The sequence below is a fragment of the Xanthomonas sp. NCPPB 1067 genome (genome assembly GCF_020783795.1).
Classification (GTDB): domain Bacteria; phylum Pseudomonadota; class Gammaproteobacteria; order Xanthomonadales; family Xanthomonadaceae; genus Xanthomonas; species Xanthomonas melonis.
The window spans coordinates 125143-150045 of the sequence record NZ_JAJGQG010000009.1 but is presented as its reverse complement, the minus strand read 5'-3'; the positions used below and the strand labels follow the sequence as shown (position 1 = coordinate 150045).

Genomic DNA, 24903 nt, shown 5'->3' with positions numbered 1-24903 from the left:
GCGGCCGGTACAAGCGTGGGTTTGCACTGCTGCAATGTGGAGACGTCGATCGATGTCCGGCGACCGCAGTTTCGGCAGGCTGCTGAAATCCCAACGCGCAGCCATGCAGCCACGCGCCGGGCGCAGGTGGGCCTCGCCGAGTCGTCGTCTGTCGACGTCATCGATCAACTGACCGTTGCGATGCAGCCAGCGCTACCGCAACAGCGCGCCTGGAGCACATCGGTTGCGTGCGCTTGTACGGCATCGGTGTTCGCGCGAGCGTCGGCATTGCCCGTTCGGGTGATTGCCATCGCCATCACCCCTGTCCATGCTTGCATGCAGTCCCCCACCTGCGTTGCCGATCCATGCCCCTGGACGATACCCGCCACCATCAGATGTTTCCCGAGCTCGATGCGGGCCAGCTGGCACTTGCGCGGCGCTTCGCCAGCGGCCCGGCGCAGCGGTTCGCGCCAGGCGATACCGTGTTCGAGGTCGGCGATGCGCAGGCGCCGGTCTGGGTGGTGCTGGAAGGCGATATCGAGGTGGTACGCCGCGACGGCCTGGGCAACGAAAAGCCGATCACCCGGCACACGTCCGGCCAGTTCACCGGCGAGGTGAGCCAGCTGGCCGGGCGCGCGTCGCTGGCCGCCGGGCGCGCCGGGCCGGATGGTTGCCTGGCGCTGCCGTTCGATACCGCACATGTGCGTGCGCTGATGATCAGCTCCGCCGAAGTCGGCGAGGTGGTGATGCGTGCGCTGATCCTGCGCCGGGTGGGCCTGATCGAGGGCGATGCCTCCGGCTCGGTGTTGATCGGTGCGCCGGGCGACAGGCATCTGATGCGGCTGCAGGGCTTTCTCACCCGCAACGGTTATCCGAACACGGTGGTGGACATCTCCAACGACGATGGCCGCGCACTGGTCGAGCGCCTGGGTATCCAGGCGCACGATCTGCCGGTGATGGTCTGCCCCAGCGGCCGCGTGCTGCGCCAGCCCAGCGATGCCGAAGCCGCGCATTGCCTGGGCATGACGCCGGAGATCGATCCGGACCGGCGCTACGACGTGGCGATCGTCGGTGCCGGCCCCGCAGGCCTGGCCACCGCGGTGTACGCCGCTTCCGAAGGCCTGTCGGTCCTGGTGATGGACCAGCGCGCCATCGGCGGGCAGGCGGGCGCCTCGGCGCGCATCGAAAACTATCTGGGCTTTCCTACCGGCATTTCCGGCCAGGCGCTGGCCGGTCGTGCCTACAACCAGGCGCTGAAATTCGGTGCGGAACTGGCGATCCCGATCGAGGCGGCCACCCTGGAATGCGGGCGCGACGACGGTGCCCTGCACCTGGATCTGGCCGATGGCAAGCAGGTGCTGGCCAGCACCGTGGTGATCGCTTCGGGCGCACGCTACCGTCGCCCGGAGATCGACGGGCTGGACCGCTTCGAAGGCCATGGCGTTTCGTATTGGGCATCGCCGGTGGAAGCGCGGCTATGCGAGGGCGGCGTGGTGGCGCTGGTGGGTGGCGGCAATTCTGCCGGCCAGGCGGTGGCCTTCCTGGCGCCGCGGGTCGCGCAACTGCATCTGATCATTCGCGGCAATGGGTTGGAAGCATCGATGTCGCAATACCTGATCGAGCGCATCGCTGCGCTGCCGAACGTGCAGCTGCATACCGGTACCGACGTGTCCGCACTGGAAGGCGATGCCGAACGCGGCCTGCAGGCGGCGGTCTTGCGCACGCGCGGCGATGGCACGATCACGCGCGTGGAGCTACGGCACCTGTTCCTGTTCGTCGGTGCCGACCCCAATACCGGTTGGCTGCAGGACTGCGTGGAGACCGACCAACGCGGTTTCGTCGTCACCGGCGCCGCGCGCGGCGATGGCGTGCCGGCCTGCCTGCCGCTGGAAACCAATCGCCCCGGCGTGTTCGCCATCGGCGATGTGCGCGCCGGTTCGGTCAAGCGCGTGGCCGCTGCGGTGGGCGAGGGTGCGGCGGTGGTCGCGCAGATTCATCAGTATCTTGCGCACCAGGCCAATCCGGTGCCGGTGTCCGAGCTTGCCAGTGCTGGGGAATAGGGAATAGGGAAAGCCGCTCGCGCGCTCACTCCGGCCAATGCACCTGCGGCAGTGCGCCGATCTGCGGGCGGGCGAACAGATAGCCTTGCTGCAGCTGGATGCCCAGGTCGCGCAGTGCGCGGTGTTCGCCGGGGCGTTCGATGCCTTCGGCGATGACGGCGATGTGCAGTTCCTCGCACATGCGGGTGACGTGGCGCACGATGGCCTGGCGGCTGCGGTCGGTGTCGATGCCGCGCACCAGCGCGATGTCCAGCTTGAGCAGGTCGGGCTGGAATTCGGCCAGCAGGCCGAGGCCGGCGTAGCCGGCGCCGAAATCGTCGATGGCGGTCTTCATGCCGCGGGCGCGATAGGTGCGCAGGATGTCGAGCAGGTGTGCGGGGTCGGCCAGATATTCCTGTTCGCTGACCTCGAAGATGATGCCCGCCAGCGGCCAGCCGTATTGCGCGGTGGCAGACAGCGTGGCGCGCAGGCAGTGCTCGGGGTTGTAGACCGCGTTGGGCATGAAGTTGATCGACAGCAGCGCGGGCAGGGCGATCTGCGCGGCGCATTCGATGGCCTTGATGCGGCAGGCCTGGTCGAAGGCATAGCGGTTGCGTGCGTCCACCGCCGCCAGGATGCTGCCGGCAGATTCGCCATTGACGCCGCGCACCAGCGCTTCGCCGGCGTAGATGCTGCGCGCGGCGACATCGACGATGGGCTGGAACGCCATGGTGATGGCAGTCGGAAATTCCTGGCCATCGCGGCAGGCGTTGCAAACAGGAATCTGGGTCATGACGTGGGTCACCGTGCGGCGTGGATCGAGCCTAGCCCTATCGGCTGCAATGGCGTGTCATTGAGATGGCCGGTCCGATTGCGGCGCTGCCGACAGGTTTTGCAAGGCCAATGCCCTCAAGCGGCACAGTGGTCCGGGTTATCTGGCCGGCCGATACACGGCCAACGCGTGCGGTGTTGCGCCGACACCGCGGATGGCTGCACCCGCTGCGACGGCCTTCCAGCGTGCGGCGAGGGGCCTGCCGTGCTGCCCAGCTCGCCTTGCCCATCGCACCGTCCTCACCCCGCCTATGGTCGGGCTCGACGATACTGGGAGCATCGCCCGCATCGGATGCCCCATGACCGCTCTCACCGAACGCTACGCCCAGGCCGTGGACTACGCCCGCATCGCCCATGCCGGGCAGCTGCGCAAGGGCACGCAGATCCCTTATCTGAGCCATCTGCTGGGTGTGTCCACCCTGGTGCTGGAATGTGGTGGTGACGAGGAGCAGGCCATCGCCGGGCTGCTGCACGATGTGGTGGAGGATTGCGGCGGCGGGCATGAGGCGTCGATCCGCGCGCAGTTTGGCGACAGCGTGGCCGACATCGTGATGGCCTGCACCGATGCCACCGCCGAGGACAAGGCCGAGGTAGACGACAGCGAGCGTGCACGCAAGCGCGACTGGCGCGAGCGCAAGCTGGCATACCTGGAGCACCTGCGCAGAACGCCGGAGCGCGCCTTGCTGGTGTCTGGCTGCGACAAGCTCTATAACGCACGCACCATCGTGCAGGATCTGGAAAACCCTGCGGTGGGCCAGGACATCTTCGCTGTCTTCACTGCCGGCCGCGATGGCACGCTGTGGTACTACGCCGCACTGGAAGAGATCTTTCGCACCCGCAACACCGCTACTGCGCGCTTGTTCAGCGCGGTGGTGGCGCGCATGCAGGCCTTGGCCGAAATCGGGCAACGGCCGGTGCCCGCGCACGCCCCGGCCTGACACCGATGTGCGCAGGCGATGATCGATCGCAAGCCCTGACGCTGGCTGCATGCCGGGCGCGCTAGGCTGGGGCCTTGTCGATCCCGGTTTCATGTTCATGCTCAATGCAACGCCCGCTTCCTCCGGCCAGGTGCACGTGCGCGGGGCGCGCGAGCACAACCTCAAGAATGTGGATGTGGATATTCCACGCGATGCGCTGGTGGTGTTCACCGGGGTGTCCGGCTCGGGCAAGTCGTCGCTGGCATTCGGCACCATCTTTGCCGAGGCGCAGCGGCGCTATCTGGATTCGATCTCGCCGTACGCACGGCGCCTGATCGACCAGGTGGGCGTGCCGGAAGTGGATGCCATCGACGGCCTGCCACCTGCGGTGGCGCTGCAGCAGGCGCGTGGCGCGCCAAGCGCGCGTTCGTCGGTGGGCAGCGTCACCACCATCTCCAATTCGCTGCGCATGCTGTACTCGCGTGCGGGCCACTATCCGCCGGGGCAGGAGATCATCTATGCGGACGGGTTTTCGCCGAACACGCCGGCGGGTGCCTGCCCCACCTGCCATGGTTTGGGCCGCATTTACGACGCGACCGAGGCGACCATGGTGCTGGATCGCGGCCTGAGCATCCGCGATCGCGCGGTCGCGGCCTGGCCCGGTGCCTGGCACGGCCAGAACCAGCGCGACATCCTCACCACGCTGGGCCATGACGTGGACCTGCCGTGGCACAAGTTGCCGAAGAAGACCCGCGACTGGATTCTCTTCACCGACGAGCAGCCGGTGGTGCCGGTGTATGCCGGCTACAGCCTGGACGAGGTCAAGCGCGCGCTCAAGCGCAAGGAAGAGCCCAGCTACATGGGTACCTTCACCAGCGCGCGGCGCTATGTGCTGCATACCTTCGCCACCACGCAGAGCGCGCAGATGAAAAAGCGCGTGGCGCAGTATCTGGTCAGCACGCAATGCCCGCATTGCGGGGGCAAGCGGCTGCGCCGCGAAGCGCTGTCGGTGACCTTTGCCGGGCTGGATATCGGTGAGCTGTCGCGGCGCCCGCTGGACGAATTGGCCGAGTTGCTGCGCCCGGCAGCGGATGCCGACCTGCGTACGCACGGGAAAAAGAACGGCGCGGCCGAGCATCCGGAGCAGCGTATCGCCGCGCAACGCATCGCCGCCGACCTGCGTGCGCGTATCCAGGTGGTGCAGGCGCTGGGGTTGGGATATCTCAGCCTGGAGCGCAGCACGCCCACCTTGTCGCCGGGCGAGCTGCAGCGCTTGCGGCTGGCCACGCAGATCCGCTCGCAGTTGTTCGGCGTGGTGTACGTGATGGACGAGCCATCGGCCGGTCTGCATCCGGCCGATGCGCAGGCGCTGCTTGGCGCACTGGATCAACTCAAGGCCGCAGGCAACTCGGTCTTCGTGGTGGAGCACGAAGTGGATGTGATCCGTCACGCCGACTGGATCGTGGACGTGGGTCCGGCCGCCGGTGCGCATGGCGGGCAGGTGCTATACAGTGGCCCGCCGGCAGGACTGGAGGCGGTGGAAACCTCGTCCACGCGGCGCTACCTGTTCGGCGCGCCGCCGCAGGCGCGCAGCCGCGCGCGCCAGGGCAGCGGCTGGCTGCAGTTGCGCGGCATCACCCGCAATAACGTGCGTGGGCTGGATGTGGATCTGCCGCTGGGTGTGTTCACCACGGTCACCGGGGTATCCGGCTCGGGCAAGTCGTCGTTGATCAGCCAGGCACTGGTGGAGCTGCTGGCGGCGCATCTGGGACAGGCCCAGGCAGAAGACGACGAGACGCTCGATCCGCTCGAGCGGGGCACCGAGGTGCCGGTGGGCGGCGCGATCGTCGCTGGGCTGGAGCAGGTGCGCCGGCTGGTGCGCGTGGACCAGAAGCCGATCGGGCGGACACCGCGCTCGAATCTGGCCACCTACACGGGCCTGTTCGATCCGGTTCGCAAGTTGTTTGCCGCCACGCCGGCCGCGCGCCGCCGCCGCTACGACCCGGGGCAGTTTTCCTTCAATGTGGCCAAGGGCCGCTGCGCCACCTGCGAGGGCGAAGGCTCGGTATCGGTGGAACTGCTGTTCATGCCCAGCGTGTATGCACCGTGCCCCACATGCCATGGCGCGCGCTATAACGCCAAGACCCTGGAGATCGAATTGCGCGGGCATTCGATCGCGCAGGTGTTGGAGATGACGGTGGAGCAGGCGGCCAGCTTCTTCGCCGACGACGCCAGTGTGCTGCGTCCGCTGCAGGTATTGCGTGAGGTGGGCCTGGGCTATCTGCGTCTTGGTCAGCCGGCCACCGAACTGTCCGGTGGCGAAGCGCAGCGCATCAAGCTGGCCACCGAACTGCAACGCGCCCAGCGGCGCGACACCGTCTACGTGCTCGACGAACCCACCACCGGCCTGCACCCGGCCGACGTGGATACCTTGATGGCGCAGCTGCAGGGGCTGGTGGACGCAGGCAATACGGTGATCGTGGTCGAGCACGATATGCGCGTTGCCGCCGGCAGCGACTGGGTGCTGGACATGGGCCCGGGCGCGGGCGATGCAGGCGGCGAAGTCGTGGTGGCCGGAGCGCCGGAAAGCGTGGCGCGCCATCGTGTCAGCCGCACGGCACCGTTTCTGGCGCAAGCGATGCGCGAGGGAATGCCGCGCTGAGAGTGCGCCGCCGGTAATGGCGGCAGCTGTCCGGTGTACGAGGCCGCTGCGTCGAGCAGATGGCGCGATGCGTTGCCGCACACGCCTGGCATGCAGCGCAGCGGCTGTCGTTACCAATCTTGACTTCGAGGCACTCGCACCGATTGCGGCGCCGATCAGGCTTGCCATCTGCAGGCCCCGGCGCTGGTGCCGCCGGGGCCTGGTCACAGGCACTCGTCGACTGCTGGCCGATCAGTCGGCCATCACCTTGTCCGGTGTCATCGGCGTGCTGCGGACGCGCTTGCCGGTGGCGTGGAAGATGGCGTTGCAGATCGCCGCCGACACGCCGACCTGCCCGATCTCGCCCACGCCCTTCGCGCCCAGGCTGCTGACCACGCGATCGTCTTCGTCGGCGAAGATCACCTCGATGTCGTGGATGTCTGCATTGGCGCTGACGTGATACTGCGCCAGATCGTGATTCATGAAGCGGCCGAAACGATGGTCCGATTGGGTATGTTCGTGCAGCGCCTGGCCGATACCCCACACCACGCCGCCGATGATCTGGCTGCGCGCGGTGGTGGGGTTGAGGATGCGTCCGGCAGCGATGGCGCTGACCACGCGGGTGACCCGTACGGTGCCCAGGTCCTCGTCCACGCGCACTTCGACGAACACGGCCGCGTGCGTGGCGCGGGTGTACTTGCGTTGCTTGAACACGTTGGGCAGCAGCAGAAACTTGTCTTCGATCTGCGCCAGGCCGGCGGCCTGCAGCAGCTGCGGCAACGCGATGGCGCTGCTGGCATCGGCCCGCAGGGCGATCGCACCGTTGGCGAACACCACATCGTCCAGCCTGGTCCGCGCGAAGCGCGAATCGGGCAGGTTCTGGGCCAGCCGCAGCAGCCGCGTACGCAACTTGCCACAGACGCCATCCACGGCAGACCCTATGGTACTCACGTGCGAGGAGCCGCCTTCGATAGGAGCCACCGGCAGAGTTGAATCGCCGAGCTGGAAGCTGACCTGTTCCAGCGGCAGGCCCAGCGCCTCGGCAGCGATCATCGTCATCACCGTATACGTGCCGGTGCCGATATCGCTGGCTGCGCTGCTCACCACCAGGCGCCCATCGGCATGCAGCACGGCATGCGCGCGCGCGAACATCTGCATCGCATCCCACTGCCCGGTGGCCATGCCCCAACCCACCCATTCGCGCCCCTCCTTGCGCGCACGCGGCTGCAGGGGACGTTGCGACCAGCCGAAGCATTCGGCGCCTTGGCGATAGCATTCGCGCAATGCCTTGCTGGAGAACGGTTTGCCATCGGCAGGATTGACCTCGGCGTAGTTCTTCAGTCGCAGCGCCAGCGGATCGATGCCGACTTCGTAGGACAGTTCGTCCATGGCCACTTCCAGCGCATGCATGCCGTGGGTGGCGCCGGGCGCGCGCATGTCCATCGGGCTGTACTGGTCCAGGCTGACCAGGTTGTAGCCCAGGTGCACGTTGTCGCAGGCGTAGAGCTGCCCGCTCCAGTTGACCACCACTTCCACGTAGTCTTCGATGCGCGAAGTTTCGGCGATGGCCTCATGCCAGATCGCACGCAGCGTGCCATCGCGGTCGGCACCGAGCTTGAGCCGCTGCACGGTCTCCGGGCGATGACCGAAGGTGAACATCTGCTGGCGCGTGAGCACCACCCGCACCGAGCGGTCCAGCAGGATGGAGGCCATCACCGCCAGCGGCAACTGGTATTGCGGGCGCAGCCCGGAGCCGAAGGCGCCACCCACGTACGGGTTGCGCACGGTCACCTTGCGCTTGCTCAGGCCGAACACATGCGAGACATACCAGCGACTGTTCTGCGAGCCCTGGGTCTTGTCGTAGATGGTGAAATGGCCATCGGCCTCGCGGATCACGGTGGAGGCGAACAGTTCCATCGGATTGTGGTGCTCGACGCCGCTGTAGTAGTCCGCCTGCACCTGGCAGGCGGCATCGGCGAAGGCGGTGTCCGGCGTGCCCTTGTCCTTGGGCGGCGGCGTGAACCCGGCCCGCATGCCTTTGGGTTTGTGCGCACGGTCCAGATGGGTCATCAGGTTGGTGTGGTGCGGTTGCTGGGCGTATTCCACCTCCACCAGATGCGCGGCATGCCGCGCCGCCTCGAATGTCTCGGCCACCACCAGTGCGATGGGCTGGCCGCTGTAGAGAATGGTGTTGTCGTAGAGCGGGCGGAACGGCGAGCCGGGCGGCGCGGTCATGTCCTTGTAGAACAGGTCCATGCCGCGCATCCGCGGGCGGTTTTCGTGGGTGACGATCTCCAGCACACCCGGCACGGCGCGTGCCGCAGCCAGGTCGAAAGCAACAATGTGGCCTTTGGCAATGCTGCTGCTGACCACCACGCCATAGGCCAGGTCCGGCACCGGCCATTCGGCGGCGTAGCGTGCCTGGCCGGTGACCTTGGCGCGCCCGTCGATGCGGGCGACGCCGGTGCCGGTGGGGCGGAAACCGGTGCCGGGCTCGGCCACCGGTGGCATCAGTTCGCTGCCGTGCAGCTCGGTGCTGCGTGCATTCATGGCGATTCCTCCAGCGCGCTGGTGCGTCCGCGGTTGTCGACGGTACCTTCGCGCGCCACTTCCAGCGCGCGCACGATGGTCCGGTGCGCCAGGCGCACCTTGAACGCATTCTCGCCTTGTGGCTGCGCGCCTTGCAGCAGCGCATCGGCCAATCGCCCGAAACTGTCGGCATCGGCGGGTCGCCCGACCAGCTGCGCCTCGGCCTCCGGCTGACGCCAGGGCTTGTGCGCCACCCCGCCCAGGGCCACGCGCACCGCACGGATGCTGCCGTCTCCGGCCAGGTCCAGTGCAGCGGCCACCGACACCAGCGCGAATGCGTACGACAGGCGCTCGCGGATCTTGAGGTAGGCGCTATGCGCGACGAAGCGCTGTGCATCGGGTAGATCGATATGCACGATCAGCTCGTCCGGCTCCAGCGTGCTGTCCAGTTCGGGATGCTCGCCCGGCAAGCGGTGGAAGTCGGTGAATGCGATATCGCGTTCGCCGCGAGGGCCCTGCACGTGTACGACCGCGTCCAACGCCGCCAAAGCCACGCACATGTCCGAGGGGTGCGTCGCGATGCATTGTGCGCTGGCACCGAGAATGGCGTTGTATTTGGTCAGGCCGCCGATGGCCGAGCAGCCGCTGCCCGGCGTGTGCTTGTTGCACGCGGTGGCGCTGTCGTAGAAATACATGCAGCGCGTGCGTTGCAGCAGGTTGCCGCCATTGCTGGCCATGTTGCGGATCTGCGGCGAGGCACCCGCCAGGATGGCTGCGCTCAGTAATGGATAGCGCGCCTGCACGTCTGGGTGGTACGCAGTGTCGGCATTGCGCGCCAACGCGCCCAGCCGCATGCCTCCATCGGGCTGGACGCTGATGCTGTCCAGCGGCAGGTGATTGATGTCCACCAGGCGGCTGGGCCGCATCAGCTGCAGCTTCATCAGGTCGGTGAGATTGGTGCCACCGGCGATCAGGCGAACCGGCGCTTCCGAGGGCACAGGATGCGGGTCTTCGCCGCGCGGGGCGATGGCGGCGAGCGCCGCGTCGATGCTGTCGGCGCGCACATAGCTGAGCGGAATCATGCCGGCACCGTCCCGGGTTCCCAGGTCCTGGTTGCGCCGCTTTTCGCTTCGGCGGATGTGTCGAGCACGTCCATCACTGCGTCGGTGATCTGCGGATACGCGCCGCAGCGGCACAGGTTGCCGCTCATCAGCTCGCGGACCTGATCGCGATCGCGCGCTTTGCCTTCGTTGATGAGGCCTGCTGCCGAGCACAGCTGGCCCGGCGTGCAGTAGCCGCATTGGAAGGCATCGCGTTCGATGAAGGCACGCTGCAAGGGATGCAGCTGCTCGCCATCGGCAAGGCCTTCGACGGTGGTGATGTCGGCGCCGTCCTGCATGACGGCCATGGTCAGGCAACTATTGATGCGGCGCCCATTCACCAGCACCGTGCAGGCGCCGCACTGGCCGTGGTCACAGCCTTTCTTGCTGCCGGTGAGATCCAGCCGATCGCGCAACAGATCGAGCAGGCTCACCCAGGCTTCGAGCTGCAATTGGTAGGACTGGCCATTGATGCGCAGCTTGACCGGATAGGTCGGTGCGGACGTGGCAGTCGCCTGCGCCGTGTCGTGGGCGGTGGCGGGCGTGGCATTCATGCGAACCCCGTGGCGATGGCTGAGGAGGGCCACCACCTTGAACGCGCCGCGGTCAACGCAGAGTGACCACACAGCCATCGAACGGCGCCTGCTGCGCGCTGAGACGGACATCGTGCTGCGTCGTGGCGGTGGCACGGGTGTGCCAGTAGGTATTGCGCGATTGTCTAACAGGTGGCCACGCGTCAGCTGAATTCGTCAGCGACACGGGCGCTTCAGCTGCCTGCGTCCCGTCTGCTGCGACACGCGGCCGCTATTCTTGCGCCATCAGAACACGATGGCCGCCATGAGCCGACCCGGCGTCAACACCGATCTTCCGTTGCATGATGGACACGTGCTGCAGTGTCCGATGCTCGCACGCGTGCTCGACCACACCACAGGCGTGCTCGAGCAAGCAATGCGGCGTGCCCGGGCGGGCAATGCAGAGCGCCTGCAGGCGATTGCGTGGCCGGATGCGCAAGTGCGCCGGCTCGAAGCCACCGCTCACAGCCCTTCGGTGCAGGATTGCATCGCGCCGCAACGGCGCGATGCGTCGCGTTGTGGCGGGCGCAACGTGGCTGGCCGGAAGCCGGCGTCGGCCATATCTGCAGCTGCGCCGCCAGTGCGCGTACGCGCAGATTGGCGATGAGCGCGCGCGAGTGGGAAGGCACGAGAGTGGCGACCGATGGGCGTTGTTTCACCTACGTGTTCCCGTGCCGATGGGAAGACCATTGCAAGATCGGCTTTTCGCGCGATCCATTGGCACGCATCGGCAGCCTGCATCCTCGCTGGTTCGATTTCTTCGATCTCCAACGCGGTCTGCTGGTGGAAGCTGAGCGCGAGCGCGATGCGCGCGATCTGGAGCTGCAGCTACGTCGGCCCTTGCGTGCGCACAATGCACCGGCCCCGATGACGATCCGGGTCGCCGCCGGTGGGCAGACCGAGTGGTTCCGTGGCGTGAGCGAGGCGCTGGAACTGGCGGTAGCCGATCTGCGCACCCACGGCTATCGCGTCTTCGTGTTGCGCGACTGGTTGCACGCGGCAATGGCGCAACGCATCGACTGGTTGTACGACTGGTCCGCCGCGCAGCTGAGTCCGGACGAGCTGGAGGGCCTGATCGGGCCAACCCCGGCCCAACGCGCGTTGCGCGACGTGCTCGATGGCTACCGCGCCGTGGATCTGCCGCTGCAGGCGCATCTGCCCGAGCGGATCTGGGTCTGGTATTGCGGCAACCGGTGAGCGCATTGCCAACGCCTTGACGCCAGCCGGCACAGCATCGCGGCAGTTCCCGAGGAGGTGCCCCATGCAGACCGCACAACTGACATTGACCGAGGCCTTCAAGGTGTTGTTCTCGCTGCATCAGGTGCAGGCCGCCGAGATGGTGATCGCACCGGGCGAGGGCGAAGGCGGGCCCGACAATCGCCATCGCGGTGCCGACCAGTGGTTGTACGTCGTCGATGGCGACGGCACGGCCATCGTCGATGGGCAATCGCACCCGTTGCAGGGTGGAAGCCTGCTCGCCATCGAACGCGGCCAGGCGCATGAAATCCGCAACACCGGAACGCGGCCTCTGAAGACCGTCAACTTCTATCACCCACCGGCCTACGATGCGCAAGGCGAGCCGTTGCCGGCCGGGGAGGGCTAGTGTGATCGTGGTGCCATTACGTATGTATCTGCCGAATACGCCAATGCGATCGATGGCTGCGCAAGCGCAAGCGCAGGTGAAGACGCCAGGCATGCTTCAACGCAAAGTAAGCATCGCGCCGACTGTGTATTGACGCAGCGTTTGATACACCGAGTTGCCATCCATCGCCTGGGATAGTGTCATGCCTCAGACCAAGACACGCCGCGCTGCCGCCAAGGACAAGCGCGAAGGAAAGTCGGCCAGTACCCAGGCCGGCGAATATGTGAAAGAAGAGATCGACCAGGTGCGCAAGGGTGCGCACGGAGTGAAAAACACCAAGCAGGCCATCGCGATCGGCTTGTCCAAGGCGCGCCGCGACGGCGTGGATGTTGCGCCATCCCGTTCTGCATCCAAGGCCACCAGGAAAAAAACTGCGCAGGACAAGGCCGCTGCGACCTCCAAAAAACCGGTGTCGCGCACACGCTCGGCCGGCGCAAAGAAGGCTTTGAAGACCGCCAGCAAGCACACCACCGCCAAGAAGACGGTGGGTAAAAAGGCGTTGTCCACCCAGACTGCGCGTGCCGCAAAAAAGCGCACGGCCAGTGATCGCTCGACAGCAGCGAAGAAGGCAGCGAAGACCAAGGGCCCGGCCGTGCGCAAGGCGGCCGCGAAGAAGGCGGCTGCGACGCGCAAGCGTGCTGGCCAGGGCAGCGAGACTTAGCGCAGCGGTTGATCATGCCGCGTGCTGCAGACAGACGGGTTCCGAGTCTGATGCAACTGCCTGACACGGCGAGTATCGGCCAGCTCGCTTCAGACGTAGTCGGGCGTTGGTTCATTGACCCGCTGCGGATGTCGCACCTGCAGGCGGGGCCTCAGCCATGCTGCGCAGGCCGCTTCGTCCAGCGAGCCGTCGGCCAACCCGATGTAGAACCCGTAGAGCTCAAGATCGTCTGCCACCAGCATTGCACCGTTGAGCACGACGAAGGTTTCGCAGGCGACGGCGGCGGTGCGTTTGTTGCCGTCGACAAACGGGTGATTGCGTGCCAGGCCATAGGCCAGGCTGGCCGCAAGCGCCGCCAGATCCGGTGGCGGGTCGCCGTAGGACAGTAATTGCCTGGGTCTGGCCAGCGCCGAGTCGAGCAGGGCATCGTCGCGCACGCCGCTACCGCCACCATGCTCTGCCAGCTGGCGCTCATGGATGGCAAGCACCAGTGGCCGTTCGATCCAGATGATCATGGCTGCGGGTTACTGCGCCAGCTTGTGCAACAGCGTGCGGCGTTCGCGCATCACCTGCTCGGCCACATCCATCTGTGCCGCCAGCGTCGGGTCGAAGGCGGTCAGCTTGATGCCGTCTGGCGTCTCCAGTGCATAGAGTTCATCGCCCTTGCCGAGTCGCAGGCGGGCAAGCAGTTCCTTGGGCAGGATGACCCCCGAGGAATTGCCGATGGCGGTGATCTTGAGTTTCATGGCGGCATCTCACGTTAGTATTTGAGTTATAACTTGTGCCTCGGCCAGTCGCAAGTGGCGTGCTGAAGCGGCTCAGCAAGCCGGTCTCGCCTGCTGCGATCGATGGGTGTACAAATGTACACCTTGTCCCGTCCAGCTGCCGAACCTCCGATGCCATCGCTTCCCCCCCAACGTGCCGCCGTGCTGGCCTTCCTGCAGGAGCAAGCCATGGCAGGGGTCTTTCCCAGCCTGGCCGAAATCGCGCAGGCCTTCGGGTTTGCCTCGCGCACTGCGGCGCAAAAGCATGTGCAGGCGCTGGCCGAGGCCGGCTTGATCGAACTGCTGCCCAATCAGAAGCGCGGCATCCGCATGCCGGGCGGTCGTCAACGCGATGCCTTGCTGGCGTTGCCGGTGCTGGGGCGGGTGGCGGCCGGCGTGCCGATCGGGGCGGATATCGGCCTGGACCGGCAACTGTGGCTGGACCGCGCGCTGTTTTCGCTGCGCCCGGATTACCTGCTCAAGGTGCAGGGCGACTCGATGATCGACGACGGCATCCTGGATGGCGATCTGGTCGGCGTGCATCGCAGCAACGAGGCGCGTGATGGCCAGATCGTGGTGGCGCGGGTGGATGGCGAAATCACCATCAAGCGGCTGGAGCGCGGTGCCGACTCCATTCGCCTGCTGCCGCGCAACCGCGCGCATGCGCCGATCGTGGTGGCCGCCGATGCCGACTTCGCGATCGAAGGGCTGTACTGCGGCCTGATCCGGCAGGGCTGAGATGAGCGAGCCGGTGCAATTGCGACAGCACGGCAATGCGGCAGTGGCCATGCCGCTGGACGCATTGCTGGCCGCGCGCACGGTGTGGCGGGCCGGCCACGGCACGGCCACCGTCAGCGGCGGTGAAACCACCGGGCACGCCGCGCTGGATGCGGTGCTGCCCGATGGCGGCTGGCCGCGGCGTGCGCTCACCGAGCTGTTGTTGCCGGCCCATGGCGTGGGCGAGATCGGCTTGCTGCTGCCCACGCTGGCACGCATGACCGGCGCCGGCAGCCGGGTGGTGCTGGTGGCGCCGCCGTTCATTCCGTATGCGCCGGCCTGGCAGGCGGGCGGGGTGGTGCTGGAACAGCTGGAGGTGGTGCAGGCCGAGCCGCGGCAAGCGCTGTGGGCCTTCGAACAATGCCTGCGCAGCGGCGCCTGTGCGGCGGTGCTGGGCTGGCCGCAGACTGGCGATGCACGCGCGCTGCGGCGCCTGCAGGTGGCGGCCGACAGCGGCAATTGCTGCGCATTCGCGCTGCGCGACCGGCGCCATGCGGTCAATGCCTCGCCGGCGGCGCTGCGGCTGGAATTCCTGCCCGAGCGCGAGGCCTGGCAGGTGCGCAAGTGCCGCGGCGGGCAGGTGCCGTCGCAGCCGCTGCGGCTGGCGCATTGAGGCGCGCGCATGTTGTGGGCCTGCCTATTGCTGCCGCAGCTGGCGCTGGACGCTGTCCTTCGGCGTCTGGAAGAGCCGCAGGCGCCGCTGGCGCTGGTGGAAGGCCCGGCGCAGCTGCGCAGCCTGCATTCGGTCAATGCCGCAGCCGCGGCGGCGGGCTTGAAGGCCGGCATGCGGTTGTCGGCGGCGCATGCGCTGATGACGCAGGTACGTACCATCGATTACGACGCGCAGGACGAAGCGCGGATGCAGCGGTTTCTTGCGGCCTGGGCATACCGGCATAGTTCGTTGGTGAGCCAGCAATGGTCGCGCGCCATCGTGCTGGAAGCCGCAGCCAGCTTTCGCCTGTTCGGCCCCTGGCCACGTTTCGAGCGCCGCCTGCGCGATGAGCTGCAGGCGCTGGGCTTCCAGCACCGGCTTGCGCTGGCGCCCACGCCGCGTGCCGCACGCGTACTGGCCGGCCTGCGCGATGGTATGGCGGTGACAGAATTGCAGGCCCTGCACCGAACGCTGGACAGCGTGCCGGTGCGTCGTGCCGCGTTGCCGGGCGATGCCGGCGAGCGCCTGCAGCACATGGGCATCCGCACGCTCGCCGCAGTGCGTGCGCTGCCGCGCGACGGGCTGCGCCGCCGCTTCGGTGCAGACCTGCTGGAGCACCTGGATCGTCTCTATGGCGACGCCGATGATCCATTGGACTGCTATGCGCCGCCGGACCATTTCGATCAGCGCGTGGAGCTGGGCTACGAGGTGGAAACGCATCCGGCGCTGCTGTTCCCGCTGCGGCGGTTGATCGGCGACCTGTGCACCTACCTGTCCATCCGCGATGGCGGCGTGCAGCGTTTCCTGCTGCGGCTGGAGCACGAAGAGGGCGCCACCGATGTGGAGATCGGCCTGCTCACGCCCGAGCGTGCGCCCACGCTGCTGTTCGAGCTGGCCCGCAACCGGCTGGAGCGGGTGGAGATTCCGCGCCCGGTGGTGGCGATGCGCCTGCTGGCGCGCCAGTTGCCCCCGTTCGTGCCGGCCATGCGCGACCTGTTCGATCAGCGCGCGCAGCAATCGGTGGACTGGCCGCAACTGCGCGAGCGCCTGCGTGCGCGGTTGGGCGATGAGGCGGTGTATCGGGTGATGCCGGCCGACGATCCACGCCCGGAGCGGGCCTGGCGGCGCGCCATCGGCGATGCGGTGCGCGAGGCCGCTGCGCCGCCACGCCCGCCGCGGCCCACTTGGCTGCTGCCGCAACCGGTACCGCTGCACGAGACGCAGCTGCGCATCGTGTCCGGTCCGGAGCGACTGGAAAGCGGCTGGTGGGACGACGCCGAAGCCCGGCGCGACTACTACGTGGTGGAAACCGCGCGCGGCCGCCGCGCCTGGGTGTTCGCCGCGCCGGGCCGTGTGGATGGCTGGATGCTGCATGGATGGTTTGCGTGACCGGATCCATGTCCGCGAGGGATTGCAGCATGTCCTGGCCGGTGCATCGCTGCGCTGGCGGCGCACGTGGCACGCATTGCGCGCAATCGGCCACAGGATCTGCAAGCGCACGGTCTGCTGCGCACCGCAATTTGTGTGCGGCGCTGCGCACTGCGCACGAGCCGCGTCCATGAGCTGGGACGACGCCGTCGATGGCGTGGACCGCGATACCCCCGGCGGGCGCATGCCGCGTGGCTGGAATGTGGCCGCACGCCTGCGCGCGGCCAATGACGATGTCACCCATGCAGACGCTGCCGATGGGTTGCCCGCCTATGCCGAGCTGCATTGCCTGTCGGATTTCTCGTTCCTGCGTGGCGCGTCCAGTGCCGAGCAGCTGTTCTCGCGTGCGCAGCACTGCGGCTACAGCGCGCTGGCGATCACCGACGAATGCTCGCTGGCCGGCATCGTGCGCGGCCTGGAGGCCTCGCGCGCCACCGGGGTGCGGCTGATCGTCGGCAGCGAATTCACCCTGGTCGATGGCACCCGCTTCGTGCTACTGGTGGAGCATGCGCAAGGCTATCCGCAGCTGTGCGCGCTGATCACCACCGCACGGCGCGCGGCAGGCAAGGGCGCCTATCGGCTGGGGCGTGCCGAGGTGGAAGCGCAGTTCCGCGACGCGGTGCCCGGCGTGTTCGCGTTGTGGCTGCCCGGCATGCAGCCGCAGGCCGAGCAGGGCGCCTGGTTGCAGCAGGTGTTCGGCGAGCGCGCATTCGTGGCGGTGGAGCTGCACCGCGAACAGGACGATGCCGCGCGCCTGCAGGCCCTGCAACTGCTGGCGCAGCAGCTGGGCATGACCGCCCTGGCCAGTGGCGATGTGCATATGGCGCAGCGCCGCGAGCGCATCGTGCAGGACACCTTGACCGCCATCCGTCACGGCCTGCCGCTGGCCGAATGCGGCGCGCACCTGTTTCGCAATGGCGAGCGGCATCTGCGTACCCGGCGCGCGCTGGGCAACATCTATCCACCGGCCTTGCTGCAGGCCACGCTGGCATTGGCGCAGCGCTGCACCTTCGACATCTCCAGACTCGAATACACCTATCCCAAAGAGTTGGTGCCCGAAGGGCATACGCCTGCGAGTTATCTGCGTCAGCTCACCGAAGCCGGTATCCGCGAGCGCTGGCCCGGCGGTATCTCGGCCAAGGTGCGCGAGGACATCGAAAAAGAGTTGGCCTTGATCGCGTTCAAGAACTACGAGGCATTCTTCCTCACTGTGCACGACGTGGTGCGCTTCGCGCGGTCCAGGAAAATTCTCTGCCAGGGCCGCGGCTCATCAGCCAACTCGGCGGTGTGTTATGCATTGGGCATCACGGCGGTCAACCCGGACGAAACACGTCTGTTGATGGCGCGCTTCCTGTCCGAACAACGCGACGAGCCGCCGGATATCGACGTGGATTTCGAGCACGAACGCCGCGAGGAAGTGCTGCAATACGTTTACGAGAAATACGGCCGCGAACGCGCCGCCCTTGCCGCCACGGTGATCTGCTACCGCGGCAAGAGCGCGGTGCGCGATGTGGCCAAGGCGTTCGGGCTGCCGCCCGACCAGATCGCGCTGCTGGCCAATTGCTACGGCTGGGGCAATGGCGATACGCCGATGGAGCAGCGCATCGAGGAAGCCGGCTTCGATCTGGCCAATCCGTTGATCGACAAGATCCTCAACGTGACCGAGCAGTTGCGCGATCACCCGCGGCACCTGTCGCAGCACGTGGGCGGATTCGTGATCTCCGATGAACCGCTGTCGCTGCTGGTGCCGGTGGAGAACGCCGCCATGGCCGACCGCACCATCATCCAGTGGGACAAGGACGATCTGGAAACCATGAAGCTGCTCAAGGTCGATTGCCTGGCCCTGGGCATGCTGACCTGCATCCGCAAAACGCTGGAACTGGTGCGTGGTCATCGTGATCGCACGTTCACCATTGCCACGCTTCCGAACGACGATACGCCGACCTACAGGATGATCCAGCGTGCCGACACCGTCGGCGTGTTCCAGATCGAGTCGCGTGCACAGATGGCGATGCTGCCAAGGCTCAAACCGGCAGAGTTCTACGACCTGGTGATCGAAGTGGCGATCGTGCGGCCTGGCCCGATCCAGGGCGATATGGTGCACCCGTACCTGCAACGCCGCAAAGACAAGAGCCTGATCAACTATCCCTCCGAAGGCGTAGAAAAGATTCTCGGGCCAACATTGGGAATTCCGCTGTTCCAGGAGCAGGTGATGGAGTTGGTGATCCACGCCGGCTACGACCCTGACGAAGCCGACAAGCTGCGCCGTTCGATGGCGGCCTGGCGCCGCGGTGGCGATATGGAATCGCATCGCGTGCGCATTCGCGCATTGATGGAAGGCAAAGGCTACGCCTCCACCTTCATCGACCAGATCTTCGAGCAGATCAAGGGCTTCGGCTCCTACGGGTTTCCGCAAAGCCATGCCGCCTCGTTCGCCAAGCTGGTCTATGCCAGTTGCTGGCTCAAGCGCCACGAACCGGCGGCCTTCGCCTGCGGCCTGCTCAATGCGCAGCCGATGGGCTTCTATTCGGCCAGCCAGATCGTGCAGGACGCGCGCCGCGGCAGCCCCGAGCGCGCGGCGGTGCAGGTGCTGCCGGTGGACGTGCTGCACAGCGACTGGGACAACACCCTGGTCGGCGGCAGGCCGTGGCGCAGCGACGAGGACCCTGGCGAACAACCGGCGATCCGGCTGGGCATGCGACAGATCAGCGGCTTGTCGAAGCAGGCGGCCCTGCGCCTGGTCGCCGCGCGTGCGCAGCGCGCCTTCGCCGATATCGGCGACCTGTGCCTGCGTGCGGCGCTGGACGAAAAGGCCCGCCTGGCACTGGCCGAGGCCGGGGCGCTGCAGTCGATGGTGGGTAACCGCAATGCCGCGCGCTGGGCCATGGCCGGGGTGGAGGCGCGTCGCCCGTTGCTGCCGGGCAGCCCGAAAGAGCGCCTGGTGCAGTTCGAGGCGCCGCGCGCGGGCGAGGAGATCCTGGCCGATTACCGCGCGGTGGGCTTGAGCCTGCGGCAGCACCCGATGGCGCTGCTGCGCCCGCAGATGGTGCAGCGGCGCATCCTGGGCCTGCGCGACTTGCAGGGCCGCCGCCACGGCAGCGGCGTGCACGTGGCCGGGCTGGTGACCCAGCGCCAGCGCCCGGCCACCGCCAAGGGCACCATCTTCGTCACCCTGGAAGACGAGCACGGCATGATCAACGTGATCGTCTGGGCGCACCTGGCGCTGCGGCGCCGCCGCGCGCTGCTGGAATCGCGCCTGCTCGCGGTGCGCGGGCGCTGGGAACGCGTGGATGGCGTGGAGCACCTGATCGCCGGCGACCTGCACGACCTCAGCGACCTGCTCGGCCAGATGCAGCTGCCTTCGCGCGATTTCCACTAGCAGCGATCCACGCGTCACCGTCGACCAGTCAGGGGTGCAATGCGCCATCCCGACCGGCGTTGGCGTCAGCGGTGATCATGCGCAGCTGTGCGCGGGCCCTCGCGAGCGATGCGTACCGTGCGGTCGCTATGGCATTGCCGCAGATCGTCGGGCGCGCCGCTGGCGGCGATGGATCGTGTTTCTCGTGCACGGCCCAGCCCGCCAGCGGCCGTGATCCCGATGCGCCCGGCCGCCGCCACCGCGGCCACGCCAAACGCGGCCACGCCAAACGCGGCCGCTCGTCGGCTCACGCCAACCAACCGGTCTGTTCCATGCCCGGGTCACCGGGAACCAACCGGTCTGTGCTACACCATGCACTCCCGCGCGCTCCGCGCGAGCTGTTCCTTCACCCACGAGGCGATCATGAAGTTGGAGGCGTTGTTCGAGCAGTTGCATACCTTGCCCACCGTGCCCAAGGTGGCGCAGGACCTGATCCGTCAGTTCGACGATCCGGACACCAATATCGATACGCTGGCGCACACCATCGAGCGCGATCCGGTGATCGCCGCCAAGGTGCTGCGGCTGGCCAATTCGGCGCGCTTCCATGGTCTGCGCGATTCCACCAGTGTGGAAGACGCCGCCATGCGGCTGGGTTTCAACACGCTGCGCACGCTGGTGCTGGCCTCGGCGATGACCGGCGCCTTCCGTGCCGGCCCGGGCTTCGACCTCAAGGCGTTCTGGCGGCACAGTTTCGAGGTGGCCGGCATCTGCCGCCTGCTGGCGCGCCAGCATGGGCTCGATCCGGAGACCGCCTTCACCTGCGGCATGATGCACAACATCGGCGAACTGCTGATCCAGTCCGGCGCACCGGATTACGCCAGCCGCATCAACCACGAGACCTCATCGGCCGGGCATGCCGCCGAAGAAACCCTGCAGCTGGGCTTCGGCTACCCTGAGGTCGGCGCCGAGCTGGCACGCCGCTGGCAGCTGCCGACGGTGATCCAGAACGCCATCGCCTACCAGGTGCGCCCTGCGGCCGCGCCCGAGGGCGAGCGCATGCCGTTGCTGGTCGCCCAGGCGGTACAGGTCTCCGATGCGTTGCATGCCCATGGCGGCGCCACTGCGGCGGCACTGGAGGCGGTCCGTGGGCCGTTGATGGATGGCGTGGATCTGGACGCCCTGTTCACGGCGCTGCCGGATGTCATCGAAGCCGATCGCGCGTTCGCCGAATTGCTGCACTGAGCCGTCTGCCGCTGCGTCGCTGCAGACGCAGCGGATCCAACGTGCGGTCCTGCGCGCTTGGGTTGGTGACGCTTGCGATGGCAGACAGGGAACCGCTCCTGCCCGGGCCCGCGGCAGGAGCGGGCTGCCAGCGGGATGGTGACTGCAGGGTGGCGATCAGCATGCAGGGCGTTTGATACCGCAAGGCCGGCGTTACTTTCCTATGGCTGCGCAAGCTGCCGCTGCCGTCTGCCGGCACCTGCGCTGTCTCGGCGAGGGCGCCCGGCAGCGTGGCGACGACAGATGCCGCGGAGCGCCTGCCTTGTCATGTGCGTCACACGCCAGACCCTGCACGCTGTCACGCCGCGCCGCAGCTGGACTCGATCGGGCGCACACGCTAGCGTGGCACGGATTTTTTGCCCACAGGGGAATGCCCAATGAGCCATGACGCGCAGCCGCGCCAGCTCACCTTTCGCGCTGTCGTACTGGCCATCGTGCTGGCGGTGGTGCTGTCGGCCGCCAACGCCTATCTCGGCCTGTTCGCGGGCCTGACCATCGCCACCGCGATTCCGGCGGCCGTGGTGTCGATGGGCGTGCTGCGCCTGCTCGGCGGCGGCACCATCCTGGAGAACAACATCGTCCAGACCGGCGCCTCGGCCGGTTCGTCGATCGCCGCCGGGGTGATCTTCACCATTCCGGCGCTGGTGATCATGGGCTACTGGCCGGACTTCAAATACTGGTGGGTACTGGGCATCGCCGGCATGGGCGGCCTGCTGGGTGTGCTGTTCTCGGTGCCGCTGCGGCGTTCGATGATCGTCGAAGACCCGCTGCCGTTCCCCGAAGGCAAGGCCGCCGCCGAAGTGCTCAAGGCTGGCGAAAATCCCGGCCCGGGCCTGAAGATCCTGGCCGCCTCCGGCGCCATCGGTGCGCTGGTCAAGCTGGGCGCGGCCAGCGGGCTGCGGGTGATTCCGGACACCTGGGCGCAGGCCACCTACCTGGGCGGCAGCCGCCTGGTGGGCTATATCGGCACCAATCTGTCGCCGGCATTGCTGGGCGTGGGCTACATCGTCGGCCTGAACGTGGGCATCGTGGTGCTGTCCGGCTCCATCCTGTCCTGGCACATCGCCATCCCGCTGTACCAGCAGTTCTTCATGGGCTCGGACCCGGCCCTGGCGCAGAGCCTGGCCGGTGTGCCGGCGGCCGATGCGGCGTTCGGCATCTGGGGCGCGAAGATCCGCTATCTCGGTGTCGGCGCGATGTTGATCGGTGGCGTGTGGACGCTGTTCTCGCTGCGCAAGTCGCTGCTGTCCGGCGTCAAGAGCGGCTTTGCCGCCGCACGCAAGGGCAGCGGCGGGGTGGTGGCGCACACCGAGCGCGACCTGCCGATGAAGTGGATGCTGGTGGCGCTGGTGCTGTGCACGCTGCCGCTGCTGGGCCTGTACCAAGCCATCGTGCAGCAGTGGCACGTCTCGATCCCGATGACCATCATCATGATCGTGGCCGGCTTCCTGTTCGTATCGGTGTCCGGCTATCTGGCCGGCTTGATCGGCTCGTCCAACAACCCGGTCTCCGGTATCACCATCTCCACCATCCTGTTCGCTTCGGCGGTGCTGGTGCTGCTGCTGGGCAAGAGCGGGCTGGTGCCGGTGGGCATCGGCGCCGCGCCCCTGGGCGCGGTGGCCGCGATCATGATCGGCGCAGTGGTGTGCTGCGCGGCGGCGGTGGGCGGCGACAACCTGCAGGATCTCAAGGCCGGCTATCTGGTCGGAGCCACGCCATGGAAGCAGCAGTTGATGCTGGGCATCGGTGCGTTCTCGTGCGCGCTGATCATGGCGCCGGTGCTGAACCTGTTGGCCCAGGCCTACGGCATCGGTCCGGCCACGCCGCAGCATCCCAATTCGCTAGGTGCGCCGCAGGCCACATTGATGGCATCGGTGGCCAAGGGCCTGTTCGGCGGCCAGCTGCCGTGGAGCATGATCGCGATCGGTGCGGTGGTAGGTGCGGCCATCATCGCGCTGGACGAATGGTTGAAGGCCACCGGCAAGCGTTTCCGCGTACCGGTGCTGGCAGCGGCCATCGGCATCTATCTGCCGCTGGAGCTGATGGTGCCGATCTTCCTCGGTGGGCTGATTGCGCATCTGGTCGAGCGCTTCCACAACATCCGCGCCGACGACGAAGACGGCCGCGATCGCGTGCATCGCCCGGGCGTGCTGTTCGCCGCCGGCCTGATCACCGGCGAGGCGCTGATGGGCATCGCGATCGCTGTGCCGATCGTGGTATCCAGTCGTGCCGACGTGCTGGCACTGCCGGCCACCCTGCAACTCAACCAATGGTTCGGCCTGGCCATTCTCGCGTTGGTCGGCTGGCTGTTGTATCGCGTCGGCAAGCGCGGCGAACGCGCTGCCTGATGCCGGCGCTGCAGGTGGTGCACGCGCGTGTACCACCTGCAGTGCGCAGCGCTGCCCGGGGCACGCCTGCGGTCTCTGTGGCGAATGTGGATCTGCAGGCCAGGCACTGTTGTCCAGCCGGCGCTGCATCATGCACACACACCGGAGCACCACCGGTCACGCCACTTTGCGCGGGATTTACGCTTCACGCCGGGCGCCGGCATAGCGCCTTTATGCCGCCGTTACCTATCGTGGCGTCTCCCGCACCGCGGTGCGCCACGAGATTCGCAGACCGCATCATCCCCGACCTGTCCTCCCAGCCACCGCTGCGCGCACGCGACAGCTCGAACCACCCGCACTTGCCTTCGTGGTCAGCGTGCGCCGGCATCGATGCCTCCCGGAGAGGTCTCGGCGCCCGCGGCCTGCCGCATCCCACCCTGAGTTATCGCGCGCCTGCCTTCCGGTATGGCGCCGCTTCGCCATGGAATCCATCCAATGCCGTTTGCCGTTCCCCATTCTCCCGCGCGCCAGCGCGTGCCGCTGCTCACCCTCGCATCGACCGTACTGCTATGCGCTGCCTCATGGCAGGTGCACGCACAGGACGCCAGCGAGGCGCCGCTGTGCACCGACCGTCCGACCAAGGCCAATGCCACCTGCACCGTGCCGGCCGGCGCCTGGCAGCTGGAAACCGATATCGGTAACTACGCTCGCGACACCCAGCCCGGCACGCGTACCGAAACGTCCTACTTCACCAATCCCACGCTCAAGTACGGCGTCAGTGACCGCATCGATCTGCAGCTCAACTGGGCCCCGCAGCTGCAGGTCAGGAGCACCGATCGTGCAACCGGCGAGCGCAGCAGCCTCAGTGGCGGTGGCGATCTCTACCTGCGCATGAAAGCGCGCGTCTACCAGAGCGATACCGCCAGCGTGGCGCTGTTGCCGTTCGTCAAGGCGCCCACTGCGCGCACCGGCCTGGGCAACGACAGCTGGGAAGGCGGCCTTGCGGTGCCGATCAGCTTCGTACTGCCGCGCAGCTTCTCGCTGACCTTCGGTCCGGAGCTGGATTGGCTGGCCGACAGCGACGGCAGCGGCAAGCACGTGGCCATCGTCAACCTGATCAACCTGGCGCGGCCGTTGACGCCCAGATTGTCGATGGCGGTGGAGCTGTGGTCCTCGATCAATCGCGATCCCGCGCAGACCATCGAACAGGCCTCGGCCGACATTGCCGCCACCTATCTGCTCAATCCGCTGCTGCAGCTGGATGTGGGCGCCAATTTCGGCCTCAACGAGCGTACCCCGGACGCGCAGCTGTACATGGGGCTGTCCCACCGCTTCTGAGGCATGGCCCACACCTGCCGCAGGCGTGGGGCAGGTGTGGGCACGGGGCGGCGACGCATGACCTCCT

At 67.3% G+C, this 24903-nt stretch carries 19 protein-coding genes; 13 read left to right on the top strand and 6 right to left on the bottom strand.

What is annotated here, in order from left to right; translation table 11 throughout:
• Positions 1-344 precede the first annotated feature (344 nt).
• On the top strand, positions 345-2039 hold the full coding sequence (locus tag LL962_RS09675) for an FAD-dependent oxidoreductase (RefSeq protein WP_228316738.1): 1695 nt from the start codon (positions 345-347) through the stop codon (positions 2037-2039).
• Between the two features lie 25 nt (positions 2040-2064).
• Here the strand turns inward: LL962_RS09675 and LL962_RS09670 are convergent, their stop codons facing one another.
• Positions 2065-2811, bottom strand: coding sequence for an EAL domain-containing protein (locus LL962_RS09670; RefSeq protein WP_228316737.1), 747 nt, complete (start codon positions 2809-2811; stop codon positions 2065-2067).
• 337 nt (positions 2812-3148) lie between these two features.
• On the opposite strand from LL962_RS09670, the gene LL962_RS09665 reads away from it, so the two are divergent.
• Positions 3149-3787 (top strand): HD domain-containing protein, encoded by a 639-nt coding sequence (locus tag LL962_RS09665; RefSeq protein WP_228316736.1) that lies wholly within the window; start codon positions 3149-3151, stop codon positions 3785-3787.
• A gap of 97 nt (positions 3788-3884) precedes the next feature.
• Positions 3885-6428: an excinuclease ABC subunit UvrA gene (locus LL962_RS09660; RefSeq protein WP_228316752.1), complete on the top strand. Its 2544-nt coding sequence runs from the start codon at positions 3885-3887 to the stop codon at positions 6426-6428.
• Between the two features lie 231 nt (positions 6429-6659).
• On the opposite strand, the gene LL962_RS09655 is transcribed toward LL962_RS09660, so the two are convergent.
• Genes LL962_RS09655 through LL962_RS09645 form a run of 3 tightly spaced genes read right to left on the bottom strand, consistent with a single transcriptional unit; the run spans position 6660 to position 10590 of the window.
• Complete coding sequence (locus LL962_RS09655; protein ID WP_228316735.1) at positions 6660-8957, bottom strand: xanthine dehydrogenase family protein molybdopterin-binding subunit; 2298 nt, start codon at positions 8955-8957, stop codon at positions 6660-6662.
• Entirely contained in the window at positions 8954-10042 is a 1089-nt protein-coding gene (locus LL962_RS09650) for an FAD binding domain-containing protein (protein ID WP_228316751.1), read from the bottom strand. Before LL962_RS09650 ends, LL962_RS09655 begins: the two co-directional genes overlap by 4 nt.
• Positions 10015-10590, bottom strand: a complete 576-nt coding sequence (locus LL962_RS09645; RefSeq protein WP_228316734.1) for a (2Fe-2S)-binding protein — start codon at positions 10588-10590, stop codon at positions 10015-10017. Before LL962_RS09645 ends, LL962_RS09650 begins: the two co-directional genes overlap by 28 nt.
• Positions 10591-11211: 621 nt before the next feature.
• Between LL962_RS09645 and LL962_RS09635 the strand changes: the two genes are divergently transcribed.
• The 3 genes from LL962_RS09635 (at position 11212) to LL962_RS09625 (ending at position 12911) form a co-directional block, all read left to right on the top strand.
• Positions 11212-11805: a GIY-YIG nuclease family protein gene (locus LL962_RS09635; RefSeq protein ID WP_228316733.1), complete on the top strand. Its 594-nt coding sequence runs from the start codon at positions 11212-11214 to the stop codon at positions 11803-11805.
• A 64-nt stretch (positions 11806-11869) separates the two neighbouring features.
• Positions 11870-12211, top strand: a complete 342-nt coding sequence (locus tag LL962_RS09630) for a cupin domain-containing protein (RefSeq protein WP_104584394.1) — start codon at positions 11870-11872, stop codon at positions 12209-12211.
• A gap of 181 nt (positions 12212-12392) precedes the next feature.
• Entirely contained in the window at positions 12393-12911 is a 519-nt protein-coding gene (locus LL962_RS09625) for a DUF6496 domain-containing protein (RefSeq protein ID WP_228316750.1), read from the top strand.
• Between the two features lie 89 nt (positions 12912-13000).
• On the opposite strand, the gene LL962_RS09620 is transcribed toward LL962_RS09625, so the two are convergent.
• On the bottom strand, positions 13001-13426 hold the full coding sequence (locus tag LL962_RS09620; RefSeq protein ID WP_228316732.1) for a type II toxin-antitoxin system death-on-curing family toxin: 426 nt from the start codon (positions 13424-13426) through the stop codon (positions 13001-13003).
• A 9-nt stretch (positions 13427-13435) separates the two neighbouring features.
• A complete protein-coding gene (locus LL962_RS09615; protein WP_104539509.1) occupies positions 13436-13657 on the bottom strand; it encodes an AbrB/MazE/SpoVT family DNA-binding domain-containing protein in 222 nt (73 codons plus the stop codon).
• Positions 13658-13807: 150 nt separating this feature from the next.
• Between LL962_RS09615 and lexA the strand changes: the two genes are divergently transcribed.
• From lexA to LL962_RS09580, 7 genes are all read left to right on the top strand, one after another.
• Positions 13808-14413, top strand: coding sequence for a transcriptional repressor LexA (gene lexA, locus LL962_RS09610; protein ID WP_228316731.1), 606 nt, complete (start codon positions 13808-13810; stop codon positions 14411-14413).
• Between the two features lies 1 nt (position 14414).
• A complete protein-coding gene (imuA, locus tag LL962_RS09605; RefSeq protein WP_167395164.1) occupies positions 14415-15065 on the top strand; it encodes a translesion DNA synthesis-associated protein ImuA in 651 nt (216 codons plus the stop codon).
• Positions 15066-15074: 9 nt separating this feature from the next.
• Positions 15075-16493 carry a Y-family DNA polymerase gene (locus LL962_RS09600; protein ID WP_228316730.1) on the top strand — a complete coding sequence of 473 codons (1419 nt, stop codon included), beginning with the start codon at positions 15075-15077 and terminating at the stop codon, positions 16491-16493.
• A gap of 169 nt (positions 16494-16662) precedes the next feature.
• Positions 16663-19911 (top strand): error-prone DNA polymerase, encoded by a 3249-nt coding sequence (locus LL962_RS09595; RefSeq protein WP_228316729.1) that lies wholly within the window; start codon positions 16663-16665, stop codon positions 19909-19911.
• A 402-nt stretch (positions 19912-20313) separates the two neighbouring features.
• Entirely contained in the window at positions 20314-21132 is an 819-nt protein-coding gene (locus tag LL962_RS09590; RefSeq protein WP_228316728.1) for an HDOD domain-containing protein, read from the top strand.
• Positions 21133-21548: 416 nt separating this feature from the next.
• Positions 21549-23519, top strand: coding sequence for an OPT family oligopeptide transporter (locus LL962_RS09585; protein ID WP_228316727.1), 1971 nt, complete (start codon positions 21549-21551; stop codon positions 23517-23519).
• A gap of 474 nt (positions 23520-23993) precedes the next feature.
• The gene (locus tag LL962_RS09580; protein WP_104584373.1) at positions 23994-24836 is read left to right on the top strand and encodes a transporter; all 843 of its coding nucleotides are present in this window, start codon (positions 23994-23996) and stop codon (positions 24834-24836) included.
• Positions 24837-24903 lie beyond the last annotated feature (67 nt).